19 protein-coding genes are annotated in these 19872 nt (G+C 56.7%); 6 read left to right on the top strand and 13 right to left on the bottom strand.

Annotated elements, in window-relative coordinates; all coding sequences use genetic code 11:
• Positions 1-191: 191 nt before the first annotated feature.
• The 8 genes from QEP11_RS17290 to QEP11_RS17255 form a co-directional block, all read right to left on the bottom strand.
• Positions 192-1376: a GGDEF domain-containing protein gene (locus tag QEP11_RS17290; RefSeq protein ID WP_284337895.1), complete on the bottom strand. Its 1185-nt coding sequence runs from the start codon at positions 1374-1376 to the stop codon at positions 192-194.
• A 125-nt stretch (positions 1377-1501) separates the two neighbouring features.
• Positions 1502-1993, bottom strand: a complete 492-nt coding sequence (locus QEP11_RS17285; RefSeq protein ID WP_284337894.1) for a GNAT family N-acetyltransferase — start codon at positions 1991-1993, stop codon at positions 1502-1504.
• Between the two features lie 21 nt (positions 1994-2014).
• The gene (locus tag QEP11_RS17280) at positions 2015-3088 is read right to left on the bottom strand and encodes a bifunctional nicotinamide-nucleotide adenylyltransferase/Nudix hydroxylase (protein WP_284337893.1); all 1074 of its coding nucleotides are present in this window, start codon (positions 3086-3088) and stop codon (positions 2015-2017) included.
• Positions 3089-3148: 60 nt separating this feature from the next.
• Positions 3149-4345: a nicotinate phosphoribosyltransferase gene (gene pncB / locus QEP11_RS17275; RefSeq protein WP_284337892.1), complete on the bottom strand. Its 1197-nt coding sequence runs from the start codon at positions 4343-4345 to the stop codon at positions 3149-3151.
• An 18-nt stretch (positions 4346-4363) separates the two neighbouring features.
• Positions 4364-5191 carry a cysteine hydrolase family protein gene (locus QEP11_RS17270; protein ID WP_284337891.1) on the bottom strand — a complete coding sequence of 276 codons (828 nt, stop codon included), beginning with the start codon at positions 5189-5191 and terminating at the stop codon, positions 4364-4366.
• Between the two features lie 102 nt (positions 5192-5293).
• Positions 5294-5479: a DUF1328 domain-containing protein gene (locus QEP11_RS17265; RefSeq protein WP_284337890.1), complete on the bottom strand. Its 186-nt coding sequence runs from the start codon at positions 5477-5479 to the stop codon at positions 5294-5296.
• 243 nt (positions 5480-5722) lie between these two features.
• Complete coding sequence (locus QEP11_RS17260; protein WP_284337889.1) at positions 5723-5932, bottom strand: YbdD/YjiX family protein; 210 nt, start codon at positions 5930-5932, stop codon at positions 5723-5725.
• A gap of 17 nt (positions 5933-5949) precedes the next feature.
• Entirely contained in the window at positions 5950-8031 is a 2082-nt protein-coding gene (locus QEP11_RS17255; protein ID WP_284337888.1) for a carbon starvation CstA family protein, read from the bottom strand.
• Positions 8032-8056: 25 nt separating this feature from the next.
• Here QEP11_RS17255 and QEP11_RS17250 point away from each other — a divergent pair, with 25 nt between their 5' ends.
• A complete protein-coding gene (locus QEP11_RS17250; RefSeq protein ID WP_284337887.1) occupies positions 8057-8236 on the top strand; it encodes a hypothetical protein in 180 nt (59 codons plus the stop codon).
• 12 nt (positions 8237-8248) lie between these two features.
• On the opposite strand, the gene metK is transcribed toward QEP11_RS17250, so the two are convergent.
• On the bottom strand, positions 8249-9433 hold the full coding sequence (gene metK / locus QEP11_RS17245) for a methionine adenosyltransferase (protein WP_284337886.1): 1185 nt from the start codon (positions 9431-9433) through the stop codon (positions 8249-8251).
• 127 nt (positions 9434-9560) lie between these two features.
• Between metK and QEP11_RS17240 the strand changes: the two genes are divergently transcribed.
• Together QEP11_RS17240 and QEP11_RS17235 are read left to right on the top strand one after the other, a co-directional pair.
• The gene (locus QEP11_RS17240) at positions 9561-10418 is read left to right on the top strand and encodes a lysophospholipid acyltransferase family protein (RefSeq protein WP_284337885.1); all 858 of its coding nucleotides are present in this window, start codon (positions 9561-9563) and stop codon (positions 10416-10418) included.
• Complete coding sequence (locus tag QEP11_RS17235) at positions 10415-11296, top strand: lysophospholipid acyltransferase family protein (protein ID WP_284337884.1); 882 nt, start codon at positions 10415-10417, stop codon at positions 11294-11296. The genes QEP11_RS17240 and QEP11_RS17235 overlap by 4 nt, the downstream gene beginning before the upstream one ends.
• A gap of 34 nt (positions 11297-11330) precedes the next feature.
• On the opposite strand, the gene QEP11_RS17230 is transcribed toward QEP11_RS17235, so the two are convergent.
• Both QEP11_RS17230 and yihA read right to left on the bottom strand, forming a co-directional pair.
• The gene (locus QEP11_RS17230) at positions 11331-12233 is read right to left on the bottom strand and encodes an alpha/beta fold hydrolase (RefSeq protein WP_284337883.1); all 903 of its coding nucleotides are present in this window, start codon (positions 12231-12233) and stop codon (positions 11331-11333) included.
• A 42-nt stretch (positions 12234-12275) separates the two neighbouring features.
• Positions 12276-13022: a ribosome biogenesis GTP-binding protein YihA/YsxC gene (gene yihA / locus QEP11_RS17225; RefSeq protein WP_284337882.1), complete on the bottom strand. Its 747-nt coding sequence runs from the start codon at positions 13020-13022 to the stop codon at positions 12276-12278.
• Between the two features lie 69 nt (positions 13023-13091).
• On the opposite strand from yihA, the gene QEP11_RS17220 reads away from it, so the two are divergent.
• From QEP11_RS17220 to ccsB, 3 genes are all read left to right on the top strand, one after another.
• The gene (locus QEP11_RS17220) at positions 13092-13715 is read left to right on the top strand and encodes a c-type cytochrome (RefSeq protein WP_284337881.1); all 624 of its coding nucleotides are present in this window, start codon (positions 13092-13094) and stop codon (positions 13713-13715) included.
• A gap of 117 nt (positions 13716-13832) precedes the next feature.
• Positions 13833-15998, top strand: a complete 2166-nt coding sequence (locus tag QEP11_RS17215) for a cytochrome c biogenesis protein ResB (protein ID WP_284337880.1) — start codon at positions 13833-13835, stop codon at positions 15996-15998.
• Complete coding sequence (ccsB, locus tag QEP11_RS17210) at positions 15995-17332, top strand: c-type cytochrome biogenesis protein CcsB (protein WP_284337879.1); 1338 nt, start codon at positions 15995-15997, stop codon at positions 17330-17332. Before QEP11_RS17215 ends, ccsB begins: the two co-directional genes overlap by 4 nt.
• A gap of 74 nt (positions 17333-17406) precedes the next feature.
• Here ccsB and QEP11_RS17205 read toward each other — a convergent pair whose 3' ends face one another.
• Positions 17407-18591 (bottom strand): DSD1 family PLP-dependent enzyme, encoded by a 1185-nt coding sequence (locus tag QEP11_RS17205; RefSeq protein ID WP_413788748.1) that lies wholly within the window; start codon positions 18589-18591, stop codon positions 17407-17409.
• Positions 18592-18722: 131 nt separating this feature from the next.
• Positions 18723-19763 carry an alpha/beta hydrolase gene (locus QEP11_RS17200; protein WP_284337877.1) on the bottom strand — a complete coding sequence of 347 codons (1041 nt, stop codon included), beginning with the start codon at positions 19761-19763 and terminating at the stop codon, positions 18723-18725.
• Positions 19764-19872: the final 109 nt, after the last annotated feature.

Here is a 19872-nt window from a genome sequence, read left to right as displayed (position 1 = left end):
TTGTTAGCACTCAACCCCATCGAGTGCTAATAATAAGGTAAAAATTTTTGCTTTCAAGAGGTAGGCGTACTCAAATCCTGGTAGTTTTTGGGAATTCCAGGGGTCAAGCGCTAACGCCGCAGAGCACGGTGCTCTATCGTCTTCTCCACAGCCAAGGGGTCTCTGCTGTATTACTTGGCGTAATTGGCTGTTCAGACGCAGATTTGATTGCGACCTTGGTGTTTTGCTTGGTAGAGCAAGGCATCTGCACGCTGGAATGCGCTGTCGGGAGAGTCTTGCGCAGTGACAGCTGTAGCACCGATGCTGAACGTGATGTGCGCTGCCGTTGGCGATTTTGCATGGGCTAGCTGCATGCCTGCCAAGGTGCCTTGCATACGCTGCAAATGCAGCTTCAGTACATCTGGCTGCATGCCGTAGATGATCAAGGCAAATTCTTCGCCACCCAAACGCGCAGCCAGATCCATTGGGCGTTGGGCATGGCGCTGCAGCAAAGAAGCCACTTTGCACAGTACCTTGTCCCCTGCAGCATGACCATAGTGGTCGTTGTAGTGCTTGAAGTAGTCGATATCGAATAGCACCAAAAACAGCGTTTCTTGCTCGCGTTGTGCAAGTCGCATGCAGCGCTTCAGGTGTTCATGGAACATGCGTCGATTGGCCAGCCCGGTGAGCGGATCGTGCGTTGCCTCCCAGTTGAGCAAGCGGCGAAGCAAGAACTGCTCGCGCTGGCCCTTTTCGCGGTGATAGGCTGCGACTCCCGACAGCACAAAGGCTACGCACATGACTGCGCTCAATACCCAATGCGGCAGCATATGCGATTCTGAGCGTAGTAGCGCAGGGCCGCTAAGCAGCACGAGTAAGACGGTCGCTGCTGCAATCCAGACCATGATGCGAAACCGGACACCCAAAGGAAAAAAAGCAACGCAGACGATCAGCACCATGACTACGCTGGTGTCTGGCATGTTGGCATTTTTGAGAGTGTACGAAGAAGCCGCAATGGCCATGGAACAAGTGAGAATGGAACCACACACACTGGCTTCGTAATCTCGTTGCGGGCTATGGGGCTTCAGCAATGTATAGAGCGAGCAGGCGAAGCAACCGAAAACCAGCCAGCGCAGCACTATGGAGCGCCAGAAAAAATGGTTTTCAAAACCGCTGCCTGACAGCGCTTGCAGGCGCCAAAAATCAAGCAGCGCATAGAAGCTCCAGACAAGGCAGACGGCAACCAGAGTGGAGAGAGTGCTAAGGCGTTGGCTGGTGCGCAAGTACACCAAAAAATCGCTCTCTAGCCTGGGTGTAAAACGCAGGTTCCTGAGTCGTTGCGCCAAGTTGTAGTGCAGCGACTCCGCTTCCGATGCATGTGTGGCAAGGCGGTTCAAGCGCAGCGATCCTTGGACGAAGTGGAACTGACAATATTTTTGATACTTTAGAAAATATTGACCTGATACTTCTATTAAACCCTAGGCCTTTGCTACGCAATATCGCTTTCCTGCTGAAAGGGGGATCAAAGCTGTTTGGAGCGTGCCAGCGTCAGCAAGGCATCACCCGTCATACGGTAGCGAATCCATTCCGATTGGGGGATAGCCCCAAGCCTGTCATAGAACTCAATGGAGGGGGTGTTCCAATCCAGAACACTCCACTCGAACCGTCCGCAATCGTTGTCCACAGCGATTTGTGCCAGGTGAGCGAGCAGCGCTTTGCCTGCACCGTTACCGCGTTGATCGGGAGAGACGTACAGATCTTCCAGATACAGACCGTGGCGGCCTTGCCAGGTCGAATAGTTAAAAAAGTACACCGCAAATCCAACGGGAACATCGCCGTCCAGACAAATCAGTCCAAACACCTTTGGATTGTCACAAAACAGCGTGCGGTGTATGTGGGCTGGTGTGGCCAGCACTTCGTGCTCGGCCTTTTCATAGACGGCCAACTCGCGCACAAAGTGCAAGATAAGGTCGGTGTCTTCAATAGTTGCGGCGCGGATGGTCAGGGTAGTCATAAGCGAGGAATCAATCAACAATCAAAGAAGTGCTGGCCGGGGGCCGGAGCCAAATTGTGCAAAGCAGCGGCGAAGCACGTGAAAGTGGTCTTCGAACATCTGGCTTTCCATTTCGGCCAGATCGCTCAGAGGCACCCAGCGTGCACGGGCAGCATCATCACCTGCATGCACGCTGGGCAATGCCGAACCAGGCAGGTGAAATACAAACACATGGGTGATGGTGCGACCGCGCAGGCTGCGGTCAGGATGGTCAAAGACTTCGGTGCCCCGCCAAGCTTTGCGCATGTCGGCTTGAGTAAGTGGCAGACCGGTTTCTTCGTCCAGTTCACGCAAGCACGATTGCCATAACGTATCGCGTGGCTCCACAAAGCCACCCGGTAATGCCCACAGATCTTTGCCGGGTGCATGACCACGCTGGATCAGCAGCACGTGATCATTGCATAGCAGCAACCCATCCACGGTGACAAAGACTGGTGGATAGGGCGCAGCAGCCCAAGCGGCTTTGTAGTTGCTGATCATGCGCCATTCGGCTTGCATGCCAGTGTAATCAGGGGTTGCTTGCCACTGGAGTAGCCAGTCTGCCACCGCCGGGGGTAAGAGCTGGCGAAGCTTATCCCACTTGGCCGTCTCCGACAGATCGGGCAGGTTCCAGTAGATTTCGCGTATTGGAGTTCCATCGAAATCACCCTGGCGCGACAGGCTCAGCAATTGCCAGCCAGGAAAGCGTGCCAGGTAGTTGCTGCTGTCATCTTTGAAATGCCCAACCAGTGCAATGGTTGCGCCTTTGGGGGCTTCAATTTGCACCGCCGTCATCACGGCCTGCACCCAGCGTGGTTCATCGTAGTAGTCACGCACTGGAACGCAGCGCACGCGGGCAGATTCTTCATGGCTCAGACTGCTATGAATGAGGTGTGCACGTTCTTGCCATGTAAAAGGGTTTTTGGGGCTGCGCGCCTGCCAGGCACTGCCCAGCACGACCACCACTTGCCGGGCGGCTTGGAGGGCTTGGCGCAGCAGCGCCAGATGGCCGTTGTGAAAAGGCTGAAAACGGCCAATCAAAACTGCGGTATGGGGGGCTTGTTCGGTCTGGGACATGGTGAAAAAAAGCGTATGTACCGTGCACTCGGTGGCATAGGCAGCAGTTTGGAAGGGCGCTCAAACAATCGGGTCGGCAATGCCAAACACTTGGCGCAGATAGGCCAGATAGGTCTCGTCGTCGCACATGGTCTTGCCCGGCGTGTCTGAAATCTTGGCTACGGGCTGGCTGTTGGCACGAACAAGTTTCATCACGATGTTCAGCGGCGTCAGCCCCACATCATTGGTCAGATTGGTGCCTATGCCAAAGCCCAGCTGGATGTGTGGTGCAAAGTATCGCCAAAGCTCCAGTGCTTTTTCCAGATTCAGGCCGTCGGAGAACACCAGGCGCTTGGTATGCGGGTTGATGCGCAACTTGCGATAGTGCGCTAGAGCCAGGTCACCCCAGTCGAAAGGATCCCCGGAGTCGTGGCGCAAGCCATCGAACAGCTTGGCAAAGTACAGGTCAAAGTCTTGTAAAAAAGCATGCATGCCCACGGTGTCGGTCAGTGCGATGCCGAGGTCGCCGCGGTATTCCTGGACCCAATCTTCCAAAGCAGCTTTTTGGAAATCGCGCAGACGCACGCCAAGCGCTTGAAAGCTTTGCAGGTATTCGTGTGCCATGGTGCCGATTGGAACGATGTTCAGTTCTTTGGCCAGCAGCACGCTGGAAGTGCCCTTGAACCAGTTTGGCACCTCGCGCGTGAGCGTGCTGACAACCTCGCGGTGCCATGGTTCGGAAAAGCGGCGACGCAGGCCAAAGTCGGACAGCTCGAAAGGGTGGGCCAGAACGGGCTCATCTTTGACGGTGCGCAGGTGCTCAATCTTCTTCTGAAGGCGGCGGCGGCCTTCGTCCAAAGTGGCTTCGGTTTGCAGACGGCGAAAGTACAGTTCGTTGACGATGGACAGCACATGGATTTCAAAACCCATCACATGTACCTGCGGGCCATGTGCCTCAATATTCAGGCTTCCATCGGGCGTAGCCTCTACCTGGATAAAGTTGCGTTGAAACTGGAACAGGCGAAGAAAGTCAACAAAGTCGCTTTTGACGTAGCGCAGGCTACCCAGATAATCGAGTTCGTCCTTGGTAAATCGCAGGCTGCACAGATGGTCAAGCTCGGCGTTGACTTCGGCTTGCAACTCGGCCAATGGGTAGGCCGTGGTGTTGCGGCAGGCAAAACGGTATTCAGCTTGTGTCTGCGGGTGGCGGTGCAGCATGGCCTGCCACATGGTGAATTTGTAGAGATCGGTGTCGAGCAGACTGTGAATGATGGGCATGCGGGGAACTTTCGCGGGTTACAGCTTGAATTCAGATGTGCTGCAAAGGCGGGCACCAGCGTCTTGCAACTGTTGTAGAAAAACCTGCTGCTGAGTATCAAAGCCTTGGACGGGGCTCATGCCGTCAGTCAATAAAGTGATGCGTGAAGCAAAGCCATTGGGCGCTTGTTCCAGCAAGTGCTCGACAGTGGCACGCACGCAATGGCTGCTGGCCTCGCCAGCCACAATCAGGTGACGGGCTTGAAGCAGGGTTGCCAGGAGTGGCTGGTTTAAGCAAGTCTCTGGTGCTGCGGTATCAGGTACTTCCGCCTCGAGTGCGCTGTAGTGTTCGGTCCAGGGGTTCGTGCCTTTGAAAACATTCAGCACGGCCCGCTGCCGTATGTGCTGCCAGCTGGCACAGGCGGCGAGCACATCCGCATGCACACCGTGGCCCCAACTGCCAATCTCGCAGTGCACGGGCCAGACCATCAGGGTGTAGCGCCCCCGCGTCTCCAGAGCATCCAGATAGACCAAGGCGCGTTCCAGGTGCGCAGGCTGACGTGGCGTGAATAGGCCCTGACGCACTTGCGCAGCATGGATGCTAGTGAATGGAGGCACTTCGCTGCCGTCGCTGCATTGCCAGAAAACAGGGTGAGCAATATCAAAGATCTGGTGCGAATCGAGCGTCACCGTAATGTGGTCGATATGCCTGCCGTGCAGACGTAGCCATTGGGCCACGCGTTGCATGTCGGCATGTGCGCCGGGCACTGGCAGTGTGGGGCTCAGGTCTTGCGGGCACAGGTTGGCAGGCAGGTCACAGAAGTCGTTTTGCGGATCAATCAGCAGCAGTTGGGTATCAAGCGTCATGGCAGCGTTGCATGCAATGGATGGCTGAGTGTAGAAGCAAGCGCCAGCGTGACAAAGAAAAGGGCTGCTTGCGCAGCCCAGCACAGACCTGGGAGCTTGGCCTTACTTCATGATTTTGCGTGCTGCTCCGACGCCCATGGCGGCAAGAACCACAAAAACCACGGCCAGGATCAGGAACAAAATGAACAGAACTTTGGCAATGCCTGCTGCACCCGCTGCAATCCCGGTAAACCCAAATAAACCGGCAATCAGGGAAATGATGGCAAAGATAATGGCGTACTTGAGCATGGTGAAACCCCTTGTCAGTTCTTCTGTCAGTCGAAAATGACATGCACAAAATGCATGTGGCTTGAAGCCTGATGCCATGGTGTGCTGATGTGACAGATACGCCCGTCCGGTGATTGCTGACGAATGGTGTAGGAGGCGTACGTGCTGCATTAGAAGGCGAGTGGTTGCTCATGCTCTCGACGGAGAACATTGTGCGCCATGACAGCGGTAGGCAGTGCGCTTAGCTGTCATGGCACAGCATGCTTAACAGCAGCGCACGGGACCGCCTGAGCCGCCTGCGTAACGTGCGTTAAGCCGTTCTTTGAAGAACTCCTCATAGCTCATGTAAGGCTGGCCCGGGTGGGTCTGCTCCATGTGCCGCACGTAGGTGCCGTAATCAGGCATGCCCACCATCATTCGGGCAGCTTGCCCAAGGTAGCTGCCTGCTTGCCGGATTTGTTGAAAGTTCAGCATCTCTGGAGACTCCGTAGTCAGACCCCCGGTGTCGGTGGCATGGGGACAAATGGGGTTTCACGATCGGTGCGCTCTGGGTTGCGATGTGCGCTCAACGATACCTTGATGGCGTAAAACAGGACGCTCCACACCACGAGCAGGAACACGGCAGTCAGCGCTGCGTTGGTATAGGCATTGAAAGCAATGGCCTGCATCTGCTCCATGCTCTTGGCAGGCGCCAGAAGTTCACCGGACGCGATGGCATTGCTGTACTTTTGCCCCAGGCTGGTGAAGCCTACGGCAGGGTTGGAATCTAGCAATTTGATCAACGCCGCAGCAGAGGTGCAGAGAACAAGCCAGGCGGCGGGCATCGCGGTGACCCAGGCATAGTTCGAACGCTTCATCTTGAATAGGACGACGGTGCCGAGCATCAGGGCGATGGCTGCCAGCATCTGGTTGGAAATGCCAAACAAGGGCCACAAGGTGTTGATTCCACCCAACGGATCCACCACCCCTTGGTATAGCAGCCAGCCCCACATGATCACGCAGCCCATGGTGGCGGTGATATTGGCTGTCCACGAATCCGTCTTCTTGAGTGAGGGCACAAAATTACCCAGCAAGTCTTGCAGCATGAAACGCCCAGCGCGAGTGCCTGCGTCTACCGCCGTCAGAATGAATAATGCTTCAAAAAGAATAGCAAAATGGTACCAGAATGCCATGGTGTTTTCACCGGGCAACATATTGTGCAGGATGAAAGCAATGCCTACCGCCAGTGTGGGAGCACCACCAGCACGGGCCAAGATAGTGTGTTCCCCGACATCCTGAGCGACCTGGGTCAATTGGTCGGGGGTGATGTGAAAACCCCATTGACTGACGGCAGTAGCCACACTGTGTACATCGCTTCCCACAAGTGCTGCAGGGCTGTTCATTGCAAAGTACACGCCGGGCTCAATCACGCAGGCCGCCACCATGGCCATGATGGCCACAAAGGACTCCATCAGCATGCCGCCGTAGCCGATGTAGCGGGCATTGGCTTCGTTATCGAGCAGTTTGGGCGTGGTGCCGGAAGAGATCAGCGCATGAAATCCGGAGACCGCACCACAGGCGATGGTGATAAACAGGAAGGGGAACATGGAACCCTTCCAGACGGGGCCTGTGCCATCGGTGAATTGGGTCAGTGCCGGCATTTTGAAATCCGGTGCCACCACCAGAATTCCAATGGCCAAGCCCATAATTGTGCCGATCTTGAGGAACGTGGACAGATAGTCGCGTGGTGCCAGCAGTAACCAAACGGGCAGCATGGAAGCCACAGCGCCGTAGGCAATCAACATCCATGTGATCTGGACGCCGTTGAACGTAAATGCGGGACCCCAGTACGGGTCGGCCGCCACTATGCCGCCAGCCCAGATGGAAAGCAGCAGCAGTGCCACGCCAATGATGGAGATCTCACCAATGCGGCCTGGGCGCAGATACCGCATGTAGATGCCCATGAACAACGCAATTGGTACGGTGGCCATCACGGTGAACATGCCCCAGGGGCTTTCGGCCAGCGCCTTCACCACAATCAGGGCAAGCACCGCCAAGATGATGACCATGATCATGTAAGCCCCGAACAGTGCAATCGTGCCTGGGACCTGCCCCATTTCCTCGCGGACCAGCTCGCCCAGAGAGCGGCCATTGCGGCGGGTCGAGATGAACAAAACCATGAAATCCTGGACAGCCCCTGCCAGAACCACACCGGCAATCAGCCACAGCGTGCCAGGCAAATAGCCCATCTGCGCGGCGAGAACTGGACCCACCAAAGGGCCTGCGCCCGCGATGGCTGCGAAGTGGTGTCCGAATAGGATGTGTTTGTTGGTCGGGACGTAGTCCAGGCCATCATTGTTGAGTACGGCGGGAGTGGCCCGACGTGGATCCAGGCCCATCACTTTGGTTGCAATGAATTTGCTGTAGTAGCGATAGGCCACCAAATAAATGCTGACTGCCGCGGCAACCAGCCAAATGGCATTGATGCTTTCTCCTCTTCTTAGAGCGACCACACCTAGACAGCCCGCTCCTGCGATGGCTAAAGCAATCCAGCCTGCATGGCTGAGCCACCCCTTCTCTTCTTGCTGTTGCATATGCAAAGCCCCTTCTATTTATTGCATGGGAGTGCTCCAACTTGGTGCACTGAAAGAGTCTAAAAAGGCAACAGCAGGAAAAGGTGATATTTATCAAGGGGCCAATGTGTCTACAAAAAATGTCTTTTGGCGAAAGAAGATGGCGCTGATATTGCTAAGGCATAAAAAAACCGCTGAAGCTAAGCTCCAGCGGCCGTTTGTATGACGATGGTTGAGATTACTTGAGGCCAGCCGCAGCGCGCAGTGCAGCAGCCTTGTCCGTCTTTTCCCATGTGAACTCTGGCTCTTCGCGACCAAAGTGGCCGTAGGCTGCAGTCTTGCTGTAGATGGGGCGACGCAGGTCCAGCATCTCGATGATGCCCCGTGGTCGCAGATCAAAGTGAGCTGCGACCAGCTTGGAGATTTCCGTATCAGGAATCACGCCTGTGCCTTCGGTGTACACAGTGATGTTCATGGGGCGCGCCACACCGATAGCGTATGCCACTTGCACCTGGCATTGGCGTGCCAGGCCCGAGGCCACCACATTCTTGGCAACGTAACGTGCGGCGTAAGCGGCGGAGCGGTCCACCTTGGTTGGGTCTTTGCCAGAGAATGCGCCACCACCGTGCGGGCAGGCACCGCCGTAGGTGTCCACAATGATCTTGCGACCGGTCAAACCGCAGTCGCCTTGAGGGCCACCCACCACAAAGCGGCCTGTGGGGTTGATCAGATACTGGGTATCCAGCAGCCATTCCTTGGGCAGCACGGGCTTGATGATTTCTTCAATGATGGCTTCGGTAAACGATGCCTTCATCTTGGTAGCCGACTCGGATTGGTCTGGGCTGTGCTGGGTCGAGAGCACCACGGTGTCAATGCTGTGAGGCTTGCCATCTACATAGCGGAAGGTCACCTGGCTCTTGGCGTCAGGGCGCAGGAAAGGCAGACGGCCGTCCTTGCGCAACTGGGCCTGGCGCTCCATCAGGCGGTGCGCATAGTAAATGGGGGCAGGCATCAGCTCGGGTGTTTCGTCACATGCGTAGCCGAACATCAAACCTTGGTCACCGGCACCGATGTTCAACTCGTCGTCGCTGGCCTTGTCCACGCCTTGAGCGATATCCTGGCTTTGCTTGTCGTAAGCCACGAGGACTGCGCAGCCCTTGTAATCGATACCGTAATCGGTGTTGTCGTAACCAATGCGCTTGATGGTGTCGCGGGCCACCTGGATGTAGTCCACGTTTGCGCCAGTCGTGATCTCACCAGCCAATACCACCAGGCCGGTATTGGTCAGCGTTTCGGCTGCCACGCGGCTGTGTGGGTCTTGGGCGAAAATTGCGTCCAAGATGGCATCGGAGATTTGGTCGGCTACTTTGTCGGGGTGGCCTTCAGAGACCGATTCCGACGTAAAGAGAAAGTCGTTCGCCATTGAATAAACTCCTGTGTTGGGCAATTGCGTTGCCGCGGCTGACAGGAGTCGGGCGAACGCTTTAGCAGTTTTGTTTTACGTCGCCCTGCAAGTTGCTCTGTTAACTCGGCGACATCCGCTTATTGTAATGCCAACCCTTTTTCGTTTTCTTTCTGTAGTGCCATTGTCCCTGGCGCACCTCTTGGGGGCGTGCATGGGCTGGCTGGCCTGGGCGCTATCCCCTACTTATCGTCGCCGGTTTGCGGCCAATAGTGCGCAGGCGGGCTACCGCTTTGCACAAGTGAAGGATGCGGTGGGACATGCGGGCCGCATGGTGGCGGAGCTTCCCCGCCTATGGCTGACGGAAACGGCGGTCAATGCCGTGCATGGCGCGCAAGTGGTGGAACAGGGCTGGGCCAAAGGGAAGGGCATTTTGTTTTTGACGCCGCACCTCGGGTGTTTCGAGCTGTCTGTGCAAGGGGCAGCGAAGTTGTGGTCGGCAGAACATGGTCCGATCACCATTTTGTACCGTCCTGCCAAGCAAGCTTGGTTGGCAGAGATGATGCTTACCGCACGCAACCGCAGCGGTATCCAGGCCGTTCCCACCAGTCTTTCCGGCGTGCGCCAGATGATCAAGGCGTTGCGCAAAGGTGAGGCGGTGGGCTTGCTACCTGACCAGGTGCCTCCGCACGGTCAGGGGCAGTGGGCTCCATTTTTTGGCAAAGATGCCTACACCATGACACTCGCCGCGCGTCTGGCATTGCAAACCGGAGCCACTGTGGTGCTGGCGCGCTGTGAACGGCTGGCGGCAGGCCGTGGCTACGAACTCTTTTTCGAAGCATTGTCCGAGCCGCTGTCCGATCAGCTGGATGAAGCAGTGGTGCAACTGAACCAAGCCATGGAACATACGATTCGACAATGCCCCAGCCAGTATTTGTGGGGATATGGCCGCTACAAGCAGCCTCGTCACGAGGCTGCAGCAGGCACAGAAGGTGGTGCAGCATGAGCTGGAGCAAATTCGGAGTGGCCTGCATGCATGTGCTGGCCAAATTACCGTTGCCCGTGCTGCGTGGCATGGGGCGGATGGTTGGCAATGTGCTGTATGTGGCGGCAGCCCCGCGGCGCAAGATTGCCTTGCGTAACCTGGAGCTCTGTTTTCCGGAGAAAACCGAGGCGCAGCGCAAAGCCCTGGCCAGAGAAAGCATTGTGGTGTTTTGCCAGACCTTTCTGGATCGCAGCTGGCTGTGGTTCGGCTCGGAAGCCCTGGTACGCAGCCGTGTCAAGCTCACAGGCGCGGTGCATGAGCTCGATGGCGACACGCCCACCATTGTGTTTGCACCGCACTTCTACAGCATGGACGCTGGTGGCTTGGCCCTGCCGCTGAATACCGAGCGCGAATTCACATCCATCTTCGCCACCAATCCTGATCCTGTGCTTGATGCCTGGTTCATGGCGGGGCGCCAGCGCTTTGGCAATGTTCGCATGCTTAACCGCGCAGACGGAGTCAAACCCATCATTTCGGTGCTGCGCAAGGGAGGTTTGCTGTACCTCTTGCCTGATATGGATTACGGTAAAAACGACTCTGTTTTCGTGCCTTTTTTTGAGGTTCCTGAGACTGCCACCATTCCTTCTTTGTCGCGCTTTGCGCGCCTGGGGAAAGCCAAGGTGGTGGGCTTGTACAACCGCATGACACCCGATGGCTATGTGGCAGAGATGACGCCCGCATGGGAAAATTTTCCGACGGAAGATCATGTGGCAGACACGGCGCGCATGAATCGCGAGCTTGAAGCCGCCATTCGCACCATGATTCCTCAGTATTACTGGGTGCACAAACGCTTCAAGACACGCCCAGAGGGACAGGCTTCGCTCTACGCGCAAAAGTAGCCAGGCCGATAGAGGCTGGGTACAGGGGAAATTCTCATTCCATGTCCAGACTGCGCAGGATGTGGCGCAGGCTTTGCTCCACCAGCGCCGGCTTTTCATGTACCAGCCAATGGCCTGCATCCGGCACACGCTGAATGTGCAGCTTGTGCACCCAGTTGTGCAGCCCATCCAGGAGCGCAGGCAGCAGCGCTGTGTCTTGGTCTCCCCAAAGAATGCGCGTAGGCACTTCAATACGAAGCATGCTCTCGGGGAGGTCAACGCCCATGATGCTGCGGTCATCGCCGCGGGGTGGAACCAAGGGACTGGCCGCGTAGTACGCGCAAGCGCCATGCAGTCCCAGTTTCCAGTGGGCCAGATACTGGGTGCGCAATTTTTGCGTTAGCCAGGAGGGCCAATGCCCGTGCTTCGTCTGAAAGCAGGAAAACAGCTGGGCGCCATCGTTGGCCAATAAGCGCTGCGCTGCGTCGGGACGGCGCAAATAGTGCATGTACTGGCTGGCGGCTTGCTGAGCGGGATTGTTTTGCAGCTCGCGTACAAAACTGCCTGGATGCGGAGCATTGATGATCAGCAGTTGCTGCAGCAAGCGCTGATGTTGGTTGGCCAGATTCCATGCCAGTGCGCCGCCCCAATCGTGAGCGATCACGCAAGCCGCGGGGCGCCCTGGCGAGAGACGTTCAATCAAGGTGACCAAGTCGTGAACCAAGACTTTGGGGCGATAGTCTTCAACGGCTGTGGGCTGACTGGATGCGCCATAGCCGCGTAAGTTCGGCGCAACACAGTAGAAATCCTGACCCAGGTTTTCCATGAGGACGTCCCAGATGAATGCACCCTCGGGGAAACCATGTAAAAAGACCAGCAAAGGCCGGTCTGGACTACCGCTGCTGTGGCAATGCAGCGTGATGCCCTGGGGCAAGGTAAGAGTGCCAGTACGAACCATGCTGATCTCCCGCAAAACAGCACCTCAGCGGTGCCGAGGGAGTCAATCTTGAGCTGGTGCGGGCGACTCAGGGGTCTCTGGGGTGACGGCAACAGGCTCTGTTTTCCCGGGGGGCAAACCCTCGGGATGGCTCCAGTGCCACAGCAGTTGCGCCACTGCATCCACACCTTGCTTTTTCAGTGCGGAGAACATGCGCACCTCGCCACCACCGGCATTGAGCTTGGTGATGGACAGGATCTTGGCTTGCTCCGCACGGGTGAGTTTGTCGGCCTTGGTCAGCAAAATCAAGAATTTAAGGCCGTTTTCCACGCGCGGGCGGATGGCGTCCAGCAGCGCTTCATCCAGTTCGGTCAGTCCCAGGCGAGGATCGCAAAGCAAGACGACCGCAGTCAGGCTCTCGCGCTGCATGAGGTAGTTGAGCATCACACGTTGCCAGCGCTCTTTGTCCGAGCGCGATACTGCGGCATAGCCGTAGCCAGGCAAGTCAGCCAAAACGGCATCGGTCACACCTTGCTTGCCCAAGGAGAACAAATTGATGTGCTGAGTGCGGCCTGGTTTCTTGGATGCAAAAGCCAGTTGCTTTTGCTGTGTCAGCGTGTTGATGGAAGTAGATTTGCCAGCATTGGAGCGGCCCACGAAGGCTATTTCCGGGACGTCTACCTTGGGTAAATGGTGCAGTTGAGCCGCTGTAGTCAAAAAGCGTGCCGTGTGCATCCAGCCCATGGCCAGCTTGGGATCAATCAGGTCAGAAGTTTGACCCGAAGCAAATGCGGGAGAGTTGGTCGTCATGGGGGGTATTAAGCGTAAGGGCCTCATTGTAGAATCTGGCAGATTTGCGCACATAACCAGACCCACAATATGAAGTTGCTCGCCTCTTTGCTGACGGCTGCCGCACTGGCAGCACCCGCTCTCCCGGCCTTCGCGGCGGGCGATACACCGGCTAAGCCAGACCTGGCGAAAGGCCAGGCCATTTTTGAATCTGTTTGCGTGGCGTGTCACGCTGCCGATGGCAACTCCACTATTGTCATCAATCCTAAATTGGCACAACAGCATCCAGAGTATTTGCTCAAGCAGCTGCATGACTTCCGCGATGACAAGCGCATCGACCCCGTCATGAAGGGCTTTGCGACGATGTTTTCGGAAGAAGAATTGAGAAACGTCACAGCCTGGGTGTCTACACAGCCAGCCAAGCCTGGCTTTGCCACTGACAAGGAGCTGGTGACCATTGGCGAACGCATTTACCGTGGTGGTGTTCCTGACCGCAAGATTGCGGCTTGTGTAAGCTGCCACAGCCCTAATGGTGCTGGTATTCCTGCGCAGTATCCACGCTTGTCGGGCCAGCACGCTGAATACACAGTCAAGCAGTTGAATGCTTTCCGTGATGGATCTCGTGCCAACAATGTGCAAATGACAGATGTGGCCGCTAAACTCAACGACCGCGAAATCAAGGCGGTTGCCGACTATATTGCTGGCTTGCGCTAAATCAATTTTCCCGCGTTGAGTGCGGGAACTTGCCGCCCAAACCAAATCCTAATCAAGGCGGGTCCATCATGATGTGATGGCCCCGCCTTTTTTCTTTCGGGTTCTGTGTCTCTTCCCATGTCTGATTCCACTTCTGGCAAGCCTTTTGAATTTGAGCGCCCCCAGCGCATGCGTGCGTTGCTTGAGTTGCTGGCTTCCATGCGCTTTGCGATTGCGCTGCTTACCGTCATCTGTATCGCTTCGGTGATCGGCACAGTGCTCAAACAGCACGAGCCCAATGTCAATTATGTGAACCAGTTTGGTCCGTTCTGGGCGGAGCTGTTTCTGGCGCTCAAGCTCAACGCTGTCTATAGCGCCTGGTGGTTTCTGTTGATCTTGGCATTCCTGGTGATCAGCACTTCGCTGTGCTTGTTGCGCCATACGCCCAAATACCTGGCGGATCTGCGCAATTACAAAGAGAACATTCGCGAGCAAAGCCTCAAGGCCTTCCACCACAAAGCCGATTCAGTGTTGGCAGAGGTTCCGCAGGTTGCGGCGCAGCGCATAGGCGGCATCCTGGCGCGCAGTGGCTGGAAGGTGAAGCTGCAAGAACGTGAAACCCCGCAAGGCAAGGGCTATATGCTGGCCGCGAAGGCTGGCGCGGCTAACAAGCTGGGCTATATCGCGGCGCACACAGCGATTGTGCTGATCTGCATTGGCGGGCTGCTGGATGGTGATCTGGTGGTGCGTGCCCAGATGTGGCTAGGGGGGAAAACCCCGTACATCGGGGCAGGACGCATTTCTGATGTGCCCGAGGAGCACCGCCTGTCGTTGCGCAACCCCACTTTCCGCGGCAACTTGATGGTGGCTGAGGGCACGCAGGCCGGTACGGCTATTTTGAACCAGTCCGATGGTGTGCTGCTGCAAGAGCTGCCGTTTGCAGTGGAGCTGAAAAAGTTCATCGTGGAGTATTACGACACGGGGATGCCCAAGCTGTTTGCCAGTGATGTGATCATTCACGACAAAGAAACCGGCGAACAGGTGGAAAAGCGCATCGAGGTGAATCACCCCGCCAGTTACAAAGGCATCGAGATTTATCAGTCCAGCTTTGATGATGGTGGCTCACGCGTGAAACTGCGCGCCGTACCTTTCACTGCTGGAGGAGAAGTTTTTGAGGTGGAGGGCCATATCGGCAGTGTCACACAGCTGATGCGCGGCGGCTCGACCAGGCCTGAGGACAGCCTGACGCTGGAATTCACCGAACTGCGCACGATCAACGTGGAGAACTTCAGCGGCCAGGCGGGCAACAAAGCTGCTGTGGATGTGCGCAAGGTGGATTTGCGCAGCTCCATCGAGTCACGCTTGGGTGGTGGTCACAAAACGACTACTGCGCAGGACTTGCGCAATATTGGGCCCAGCATCGGTTACAAGCTGCGTGATGCCTCGGGTCAGGCGCGTGAGTATCAGAACTACATGAGTCCGGTTGACTTCGGAGATGGTGTGCCGATGTTTCTGCTGGGAGTGCGAGAAAATCCGTCAGAGCCCTTCCGCTACCTGCGCATTCCTGCGGATGACGAAGGCAGCATGCAAGGTTTCATGCGCATGCGTGCCGCATTGATGGACCCTGCCATGCGGGCAGAAGCGGTGCGCCGTTACGCCAAACAGGCTGTTCCGGAAGATCGTGAAGATCTGCGTGATGCGCTGGAGCAGTCGGCGTTGCGGGCGGTGGGCCTGTTTGCTGGGACGGGACAATCCGAGGGTAAACCTGATGGCGGTTTGCAAGCTATTGGCCAGTTCATGGAGGCCAATGTGCCTGAGGCCGAGCGTGAGCGTGCCAGCGAGGTACTCATTCGGATCTTGAATGGCGTATTGTTTGATCTGGCCCAGCTCAGCCGTGAAAAAGCCGGCCTGAAAGCGTTGGAGCCTGGAGAGCAGACCTTGGCGTTCATGACCCAATCGGTGTTTGCACTCAGTGATGCGCAGTTCTACCCAGCGCCCATGGCTTTCATGATGGATGATTTCACTCAGGTGCAAGCCAGTGTCTTCCAGGTGGCTCGGGCACCGGGAAAAAACATTGTTTATCTGGGCTGCCTGTTTCTGATCATTGGCGTTTTTGCCATGTTGTATGTGCGTGATCGTCGTCTGTGGGTCTGGGTTGCGCCACAAGGTGATGCGGCGCGAGCAACCATGGCGCTTTCGTCAAATCGCAAGATCATGGACACTGACCGCGAATTTGAGAATTTGACTGAGAAACTGCTGAGCACATCGGGTGCAGGGCAGACCCCCACGGAGCGTTCTGTATGAGTAGCACGACTACTTCCACCATTACCTTGAACGAAGGCTACCTTGCGCGCCGCAACTGGTTTGACTGGTTGTTTGCAGCGCTTGTGGTGGCTGGCGGCCTGTTTGCGCTGAGCCAATACAGCCATGCCATGGATGTCTATGAGAAAGGCATTCTGCTGGGCAGCATTCCTGCCATGATCTGGATGGGGTGGTTCTGGCGTCCGCTGGCAAAGCTGATGCTGGCCGTGGCGGGATTGTCGCTGCTGGCTATCGGGCTGTACCAGGGCCCAGACGGTGTGGCACAAATTGACCGCTCCGAAACGGTGTTTGGCCTGAAGTATTTTCTGTCCAGCCAGTCCGCCATTTTGTGGATGAGTGTTCTGTGCTTCATGTCCACCATCTTCTACTGGATCAGCCTGTTTGCCAAAGGAGAGCGTGACACCTTCGGCTCGATGGGCTCTCGCATCACCTGGATAGCCATCACCTTGGCATTGGTGGGAACCATGGTGCGCTGGTTTGAAAGCTATTTGCTGGGGCCAGATATTGGACACATCCCGGTCAGCAATCTGTATGAAGTGTTCGTCATGTTCATCTGGATGACGGCACTGTTTTATCTCTATTACGAAGCACAGTACCAAACCCGCGCTCTGGGTGGCTTTGTGATGCTGGTGGTCAGTGCTGCGGTTGGTTTTTTGCTCTGGTACACCGTGGTCCGAGAAGCCCATGCGATCCAGCCTTTGGTGCCGGCTTTGCAAAGCTGGTGGATGAAGGTTCATGTGCCTGCCAACTTTATTGGCTACGGTACATTTGCTCTGGCGGCCATGGTGGCCTTTGCCTATCTGATCAAACAGCAGGCCAATGAGACCAAGTGGTACAAGCTGGCACCTTTGTGGCTGCTGGGTGTGGCGCTGTGTTTTGAGCCCCTGGCATTTCGTCAGAGCACGGAGTCAGGCAGCAGCTACTGGATAATTTACTTTGGCATTTCTTCCCTGATCGTGGCTGCCATTCTTGCAGGGCGCAAGGCCATTGCAGCACGTCTGCCCAGCTATGAAATTCTGGATGACGTGATGTACAAATCCATTGCGGTGGGCTTTGCGTTCTTCACCATCGCTACTGTACTGGGCGCGTTGTGGGCAGCAGAGGCGTGGGGTGGCTACTGGAGCTGGGACCCCAAGGAAACCTGGGCGCTGATTGTCTGGCTGAACTATGCAGCCTGGCTGCATATGCGCCTGATGAAGGGCCTGCGAGGCACCGTATCTGCCTGGTGGGCACTGGTGGGTCTGGCTATCACCACCTTTGCTTTCCTGGGTGTGAATATGTTCCTGTCTGGCCTGCATAGCTACGGCGAGTTGTAAGCCTCACAGCACCTACAAAAAAGCCTGCGCAGAGATGATCTGCGCAGGCTTTTTTCTCATGGGCATCGTGCATTTCAACGCAAAGCGCCGCGCGCGTCCACGGTGATGATGGATTCCACGGTGCCGGATTGCAGGCCGCCGCGCACACCGATCATGTGGTTGTGCAGATTGACCGTAGGGTCGCAGTGGCCGGGAATGAGCCACAGCGTATTGCCCCAGGCGGGTAACCAGCCGCTGGCATTGCCTGCAGCGCTGTCTGCATGCAAGACGCCATGTTCATCACCTCCATTGGCAAAACGCAAAGCGTGTCTGGGCAGGAGTCTATGAACTGTGGGCATGCCTGAATCAATGGCATGGGCCTTGTGCCCTGCATCACAAACTGCATGGCTGGCACAGACCGAAATCACCTGGGTTTTGACAAATAGAGCGTGCTCAAACGCTGGCTGGCTAGGGTCAGGTTCATTCACCGCATAGTCTGCATCCATGAACAAAAAAGAGCCGGTTTGCAGCTCACCATACACACCGCTTGCGGCTTCGTGGATGAAGGTGCCCGTTCCTGCGCCTGTGACCAGTGGGGTTGCAATGTCAGCAGCCTCCAAGGCCTGCAGTGTGGCGTGGACATGGTTCAGCACCTCATCGATAGCTGCCTTGCGCTGCTTTGCACTGCGCAAGTGTTGCGCGCCGCCATGGTAGGCCTGCAGACCTGCATAGCGCAGACAAGGCTGTTTTAGGATGGCTTGTACCAGTGGAACAGCGGCATGACCGGGTGCGACCCCGCAGCGGTTTTGCCCCACATTGATTTCCACCAGCACATCAATGACTGCGTGACGAGCGCCTGCGGCCTGCATGGCCTGAGCCAGACGGTGGACGCCCTCAAGTTGATCGACAGCCAGTGCCAGCCTTCCGCCTGCTGCATGCAGGCGCAGTGCCAGTTGTGCTACACGTGCCAGCTTGCTGGGGGCGATGACCTGATTGCTGATGTAGAGGTCACGAATGCCGCCAGCGGCCAGAATCTCGGCTTCTTCTAGTTTTTGCACGCAGTGGCCGCATGCACCGGCTTGCTCAAGCCACCGGGCAATCTGTACGCTTTTGTGCAGCTTGGCATGGGGCCGCCAGCGCACGCGGTGCTGCCGCACATGCTGGGCCATGCGGGTCATGTTGCTTTGCATGGCGTCCAGGTCAATGACCAGCGCAGGCGTTTCAATGGCTTGTACCGGCTGGCCGATCAGAGCCAGCAAGGAGGATGAAGCAGAGGGCATGGCAGACATCACGCGGGTAAACAGGCTTCAAGCGTAGCAAGGCTCGAACAAAAAGACTGCAAACATGCTGGGACGCAAAGGTTGTTTGCTGGCGTGGCTTCCTCGGATCTTCAGCGCTGGAGGGTGTCGGCTCAGAGCTCCGAGAAAATGCCTATCCGCGCTGCTTGCATGCAGGCAAACATCTGGGTGCCGCCATGGTTGGCGCCAGGCCATACATCGTGCTGGCTGCTGAGCTGGTCCATGCTGTTCAAAGCCTGAGACAACTCTGCGAGCGAGTGCAGCCCGTGTTGTTGCGCACGCTGCTGTGCTTTTCGGGCGGAAGCCTCTCGCTCTGCCTGCACCGCTGCACGTGGTTGCGGGCCTCTGGGTTGCCCCATCTCCAGGCTCCCCTGGCTGACATAGACGTTGACTTTGTGAGGCAAGGGGGAGGCATGATGGCGGCGCATGAACTGCACGGCTTCGTCCAGCAGCATGCCATTGCCCCACCACAGAGATGGACTGGCAGCTACATAACGCTGGAACATGGCTGGGCGCGTGAACAGCGTGTGCAAGGTGCACAAGCCGCCATAGGAGTGGCCTACCAGGGTTCGTTGTTGGGGATTGATGGGAAGCTGGGCTTGAAGCCGGGGCTGCAACTGCCCGGACATCCAATCCAGAAACGCATCGGCACCTCCTTGTGCGCGCCCCTGGCTGTCGGGCGCCACTCCATCAAAAGGCGGGGTGTAGTCATAGGTGCGTGCTGCGCGATCATGCACTTCAACGCTGTCCACAGGCAGTGCATGACCGAGGCCTACCACAATGGCACTGGGGCCACGTGTTTCCACTCCGCGTGCACCCCGGTTGTGGATCAGTTGAGCCAGTGGTGCAAACATGAGGTTGCCGTCAAGCACATAGATCACAGGCCAGCCCGTTTGAGGGGCAGGCCCCTGGGGGACGTACACCATCACGCGGTGCTGGCGTGTGCTGGAGGATCCAGGTAGCGGGGTTGCCGGCATATCAAAACTGTGTACTCCGGGCATCTGCCAGGGGTGCCTCAGTGTGCTTGCGCGTTCCTGCAGTGTCAGCGCTGCGGTGCTGCATCCCAGCAAGCCAAGGCTGGGAGCGGCCAAGGCACTGATCATCCAGTGGCGTCGGGCGGTCGATAGGCAAACGGAGGATATTGGGGCAGGCATGGCAGATCCAGAAACATCGAAGCGGATTAGTTTAAATGCGATCCATTCTCAATATTGGGTTGAAATCTATCTATTGGAGTCTGGTGCAGTTGGCTATCAGGCAGCGCAG

This window comes from Comamonas halotolerans, from assembly GCF_030162935.1.
Classification (GTDB): domain Bacteria; phylum Pseudomonadota; class Gammaproteobacteria; order Burkholderiales; family Burkholderiaceae_C; genus Comamonas; species Comamonas halotolerans.
Note: the sequence above shows the minus strand (reverse complement) of the source record. Positions and strands in the feature narration are given on the sequence as shown.